This window comes from bacterium (genome assembly GCA_016789445.1).
Lineage (GTDB): Bacteria > Patescibacteriota > Minisyncoccia > Phycocordibacterales > UBA2100 > UBA10103.
Map to the genome: position 1 here is coordinate 1 of JAEUQT010000004.1, position 4773 is coordinate 4773.

At 57.7% G+C, this 4773-nt stretch carries 6 protein-coding genes; 2 read left to right on the forward strand and 4 right to left on the reverse strand.

Features of this window, described 5'->3' with window-relative positions; genetic code table 11:
- Window positions 1-175 precede the first annotated feature (175 nt).
- Complete coding sequence (locus JNK62_04740; GenBank protein ID MBL8158813.1) at window positions 176-538, forward strand: hypothetical protein; 363 nt, start codon at window positions 176-178, stop codon at window positions 536-538.
- 30 nt (window positions 539-568) lie between these two features.
- Here the strand turns inward: JNK62_04740 and JNK62_04745 are convergent, their stop codons facing one another.
- Both JNK62_04745 and JNK62_04750 read right to left on the reverse strand, forming a co-directional pair.
- Complete coding sequence (locus JNK62_04745; GenBank protein MBL8158814.1) at window positions 569-805, reverse strand: hypothetical protein; 237 nt, start codon at window positions 803-805, stop codon at window positions 569-571.
- Window positions 806-871: 66 nt separating this feature from the next.
- A complete protein-coding gene (locus tag JNK62_04750) occupies window positions 872-2170 on the reverse strand; it encodes a UDP-N-acetylmuramoyl-tripeptide--D-alanyl-D-alanine ligase (GenBank protein MBL8158815.1) in 1299 nt (432 codons plus the stop codon).
- An 88-nt stretch (window positions 2171-2258) separates the two neighbouring features.
- Between JNK62_04750 and JNK62_04755 the strand changes: the two genes are divergently transcribed.
- Complete coding sequence (locus JNK62_04755) at window positions 2259-2498, forward strand: hypothetical protein (protein ID MBL8158816.1); 240 nt, start codon at window positions 2259-2261, stop codon at window positions 2496-2498.
- A gap of 31 nt (window positions 2499-2529) precedes the next feature.
- Here the strand turns inward: JNK62_04755 and JNK62_04760 are convergent, their stop codons facing one another.
- Both JNK62_04760 and JNK62_04765 read right to left on the reverse strand, forming a co-directional pair.
- The gene (locus tag JNK62_04760) at window positions 2530-2979 is read right to left on the reverse strand and encodes a lycopene cyclase domain-containing protein (GenBank protein ID MBL8158817.1); all 450 of its coding nucleotides are present in this window, start codon (window positions 2977-2979) and stop codon (window positions 2530-2532) included.
- 3 nt (window positions 2980-2982) lie between these two features.
- On the reverse strand, window positions 2983-4704 hold the full coding sequence (locus JNK62_04765; protein ID MBL8158818.1) for a penicillin-binding protein 2: 1722 nt from the start codon (window positions 4702-4704) through the stop codon (window positions 2983-2985).
- Window positions 4705-4773 lie beyond the last annotated feature (69 nt).

Below are 4773 nucleotides of genomic sequence, written 5' to 3' on the forward strand. Positions count from 1 at the left end.
CTTTTCGGGGTTGCCGCCGAGTCTGCGAGGCGGCGGGCGGCGTTCAGCAATCTTTGGTAAAATGGGTTCGTGCGAAGTGGGCTAATACATCACCAGAGCAAAGCGCGCCTCAAAGGCGCGCTTTGCATTTATGGTGAAGAGGACGCAGTATTCCCGCAGGAGGAAAGGAGGTGCCATGGCACGGACATTCGAGGACATCTTCCTGGGAAACGGGTACCTGCACATCCATGACGCCGATATCTCTACCCTACATCTGAAGCATGGTCCGGGAACGTCGTTCATGCTGGGTATCCATGTCCCTCACGGAATCATGCATGCGTTCGGCGAGCTACGCGTAGTACCGATGCTGAGTCGTGGCGGCTATCTTGCCGGAGAGCGACTCTCCCTCGGCGAAGGGGCCATCGCTCCTTCCGATCGCGGCATACGTCTGTACGACCGCGAGGAAACGGCGCGCAGCAGGCTGAATATCTCGCTCATCCGCTCGCTTATGAAAGCAGATGCGCGGGTAAGCATGTCATTCCGCGTCTACATACAATGAACGGCCAGTCGCATGCGACTGGCCGTTTCTTTAGTCATTCTTCTCGACGAAATCCGCCGCGAACCGCTGTGTCCTGCTGCCGCTCGCGATCGTAATGATTCCTGTCGAATGATCGATCTCCTTCACCTTTCCGTAACGCTTCTTGCCGTTGCGATTCGCAAAGGTATAGACATCCTGCCCGATATGGAACTTCCGCGCTGCGTCGATACGGGCCTGCTCGATGGGATGCCGGGGTTTCGTAGCGATAGAACTGATGAGACGAGCCATCAGGGTATTCTCCTTTCGTTTTGTCCAGATGCACCATATCACGCAGGTGCGGATCATCAAGACCGGCTAGCGCAGTTTCCAGTCCGGATCCATGCGTACCAAGAGCTTCTCGGCTTTCATCGGGTCCTGCATGAGTTCGAAGACGGTCTTCTCCATACGCATCGATTGCGAGCCCTTGATGAGGACGACGGTATCGGAGTCGAGATCGTGTTCGATCTCCTGCCCCGCACGCACGCTCTCACCTTGATCGTACTGACGCAGCTGCGCCTCCGGCATGCCGATGTCCAGCGCTGCTTCGCTGATACCCTTCGCGCGGAAGCCCACCGTGATGAGCATGTCGGCGCATTTCGTCGCGTGCTCGCCTATCTGTTTGTGCGCCTCCTTCGAGAAGCGACCGAGCTCGAGCATATCTCCCAAGATCGCGATCTTGCGCTTGAAGCCCTTCAATTCCTTCAGGGTATCGAGCGCCGACATCGCCGCAGCCGGCGAGGAGTTGTAGGTATCGTCGATGAGGAGCGAGCCGCGGACCCCGTCAAGCAATCGCATGCGGCCCGGCGGCGGTGCCCAACGCGCCAATGCTTCTGCGGCGGATTCCTGTGCGATGCCCGCGACTTCCGCGACGGCGAGCGCGGCGAGCGCGCTGTAGATACGCGGCTTGCCGAGCGCGCCGAAGACGCTCACTTCGATGCGCGAGCCGGAATGTTCCGAATAGAAATGCATGCCGACCGGATGCTTGTCCTGATACTGGATGCCTGCATCCGCAGCGACGAACGCATTGAAGCCGTCGAAGCCGAAGCTGGTCGATATCTCACGATATTCCTCAAGGATGCGCTGCGTATGCACCTCATCGCCGTTGATGATGAGGATGCCGTCGTGCTTCAGGTGTTCTGCAAGACGCTTCTTCTCTTCGGCGAGCGCATGCGGCGAATTGAAATATTCGACGTGCACCGGGATATCCGGAATGGAGGTGATGACGGCAACGTCCGGACGGAGCCATTTGGCGATCGTGCGTATATCCCCCGGCCTGTCGGCCCCGACTTCGACGACGAGCCAATCCGGATAGGGTGCGCGCGAAACTGCCGCCATGAATCCGTACACGATATTGAGAAGCCAACGCCACGCCGACCCCCATCCGCTCTCGAGTCCGAGGATGGTGAGCGGCACGCCGAGCTCGGAGTTATAGCTCTTCTCGCTCTTGCGCACGAAGCGGCCGTTTTCGGAAAGCACGCAGAAGATCGCATCCTTGGTCGAGGTCTTCCCCGCACTGCCGGTCACCGCGATGATCTTCGGGTTCTTGCGCTTGAGGAGGAGCTGCGCCTCGGCCGTGAGTATCGCGACGACCGTCTTCCTCAGGAATGCATGCATATCGTCCCCGTATTGTAATCGACAAAACGGCAAAGGTAGACTTGCCGCCTGTGAATTTTCGCTCTATGGTTTCGGTAGGAGGTGTGCCATGGACGCATCTGAGCTACCGAAAGGCGAGACGAAAGCCACCGTTATCTACAAGGAAAGCAGCGACAACATCATCGTGCAGTTCGATGACGGCCGTCGTATGCAGGTTTCGTGTGCCGCACTGTATATCCAGAAAGGCATGTCGATCACCCTGATCGTCGGCGAGAGCGGGTTCTGGATCTCGTACAAGGATCCGCGCGGACACGATACCCTTCGCGCCGCAAAAGACGCTGCTCCTTAAAAGAAAAGCCCCGCACGATGTGCGGGGCTTGTTAATTAATGATTCTGTCTCCTTTGCTTCGGAACAGATACGGCGCAAGAATAGCACCCAATGACCACGCTCCGAGACCAAACACCATAATATAGGCTTCACTCGTACCGTATCGCGCCATCAGTTTCATTCCTTCCCACATATAGATGACATACACGCTACTCGCTATGTAAAAAAGATATTCTTCGACGGGAAGACCGAATATACGGTAGCCGAGCGTCTGTGCCGGATGGAATTGCCACAGCCATACGCGATCACTCTTGCCATGACGGGTCGCCCACACATCCCAGATGCTTCCGATAATCGTAACGAGCACGATGAATGGCACTAGCTCATCAATCTTCACGACATCGGAAAGAGCGTATGCCGCTACTGATGTCGGAACGCAGAACACGAGAATAAGCGTTGCGAGGTAGTAGTATTTTTTGAACGGATTGCGACGTTTTTTCATACATTACCGATCGGGCGGTATATCGAAGTAATTAATGAGGAATCGTGCCAGCTCATCGAATGGACGCGCAAGCGTGCGTGAGGCGTACATCTCGCCCCGCGGCTCGACGGCATAGAGAAGCACGATGAACTTCGGATCATGCGCCGGGAAGTAGCCGAAGAACGAGTGGAGCCAACGGTCGGTGTAATAGCCGCCGCCGCCCGGATTCGCGATCTGCGCGGTACCCGTCTTCGCGGCGATGGAATAGTGTTCCTGCTTCAAGACACCCTCGAGAAGCGCATCGTCGTACACATTGATGAGCATGTTGGTCACCGTCTCCGCCGTCTCCGGCTTCAAGACCTGCTGCTGGTCGGCAAAGGCGAACTTGCGCTCGATGCCCGCTTCGTTTCGCACCGCCGTCGCGATATGCGGCTCGGGCAAGCGTCCCTCGTTGGCGAGGGCGGCAAGCGCGCGGATCATCTCGATGGGCGTGATAGCGATCGACTGGCCGAACGATGCCGAGGCGAAGTCGACATCCGCTGCCCCCTGCACGTAGAGGTTGTCGATGTTGCCGGCGATCTCGCCCGGAAGATCGATACCGGTCTCCTCGCCCAAACCGAATTTCTTCACGTACTCGCCGAATGTATGATTCCCCATCTTATCGACCGCGAACGAGACGCCCGTGTTGAGTGATTGCGAGAGCACCTGCTGCATGTCGACGACGCCGCGGCCCTTGAAGTCGAAGTTACAGAGCTTGTAACCGGTCTTCGTGATGCATCCGCGGTCCTCATAGGTCGTCTTCGGCGTAATGGCGCCCGCATCGATGGCTGCCGCCACGGTAAGCGGCTTCACGATGGAACCCATTTCATAGCGGTTCTCTACCAACGGGTTCGCATACGAGCGCGCGTCTTCGACGAGATTGTACTGGTTCGGATCGAATGATGGATTGACCGCCATCGCGACGATTTCTCCTGTCTTCGGATCCATGACGATGCCGCCCGCGATCCTCGGGCTGTACGTCTCCATCACGGTCTTCAAGGTACCTTCGAGTTTCTGCTGCGCTGCCGGTTCCAGTGCCGTGATGATGCTTCCCTTCTGCGACATCGGATCAGCGGTGACGAATGCCTGCACATTCGAGAAGATCTCCGCAAACGGATTCACATAGAGGCCGCCGCTGTCATGGCGCAGGATGTCTTCGTAGTACCGCTCCAATCCATAGACACCCTGTCGCTTGTCGCCCATGTAGCCCACGAAGCCGAGCGTGTTCGCTGCCAACGAACCGGCCGGATAGAAACGCCATTCATCACGCACCGTGATCACACCCGGCAATTCCTCGCGCCGCACCGCCGATGCCTCATCGTCGGTCAGCTTGAATGCGACTTCCTCATACGGATCGTCTTTCTTGGTCGCGCTCTTGAGGAACCGCTCCTTCTCGAGGCTCGCCGCAGCAGCCGAAAGCTGCGAGTAGGCGCGCTCGGGGTCTTCGATGTTCTTGGGGTTGATGGCGATGCGCCAGCCGTTCTGCATGACCGCCGCGGCGACACGCTCGCCGTCTTTCTTGGTAAAGAAGATGTCCCCGCGCGGGGCTTCCTCGCCCGCCGCTTCCATATACTGTCCCTGCCCTTCGCGTGCGTATTCCTCTCCGTGGACGATCTGTATGAAATAGAGACGTGTGAGAAGGAAGATCGCCCCGAGGACGGCGAAGAGCGAAAGGATGCGGACACGCAGGACGAAGCGCGATCTCATACAAGGAAAAAAAGGCCCGCGGGGGTCATGCGTAGATTATAGCCTCTCAAAAACTAGAGTCCGCGGGCA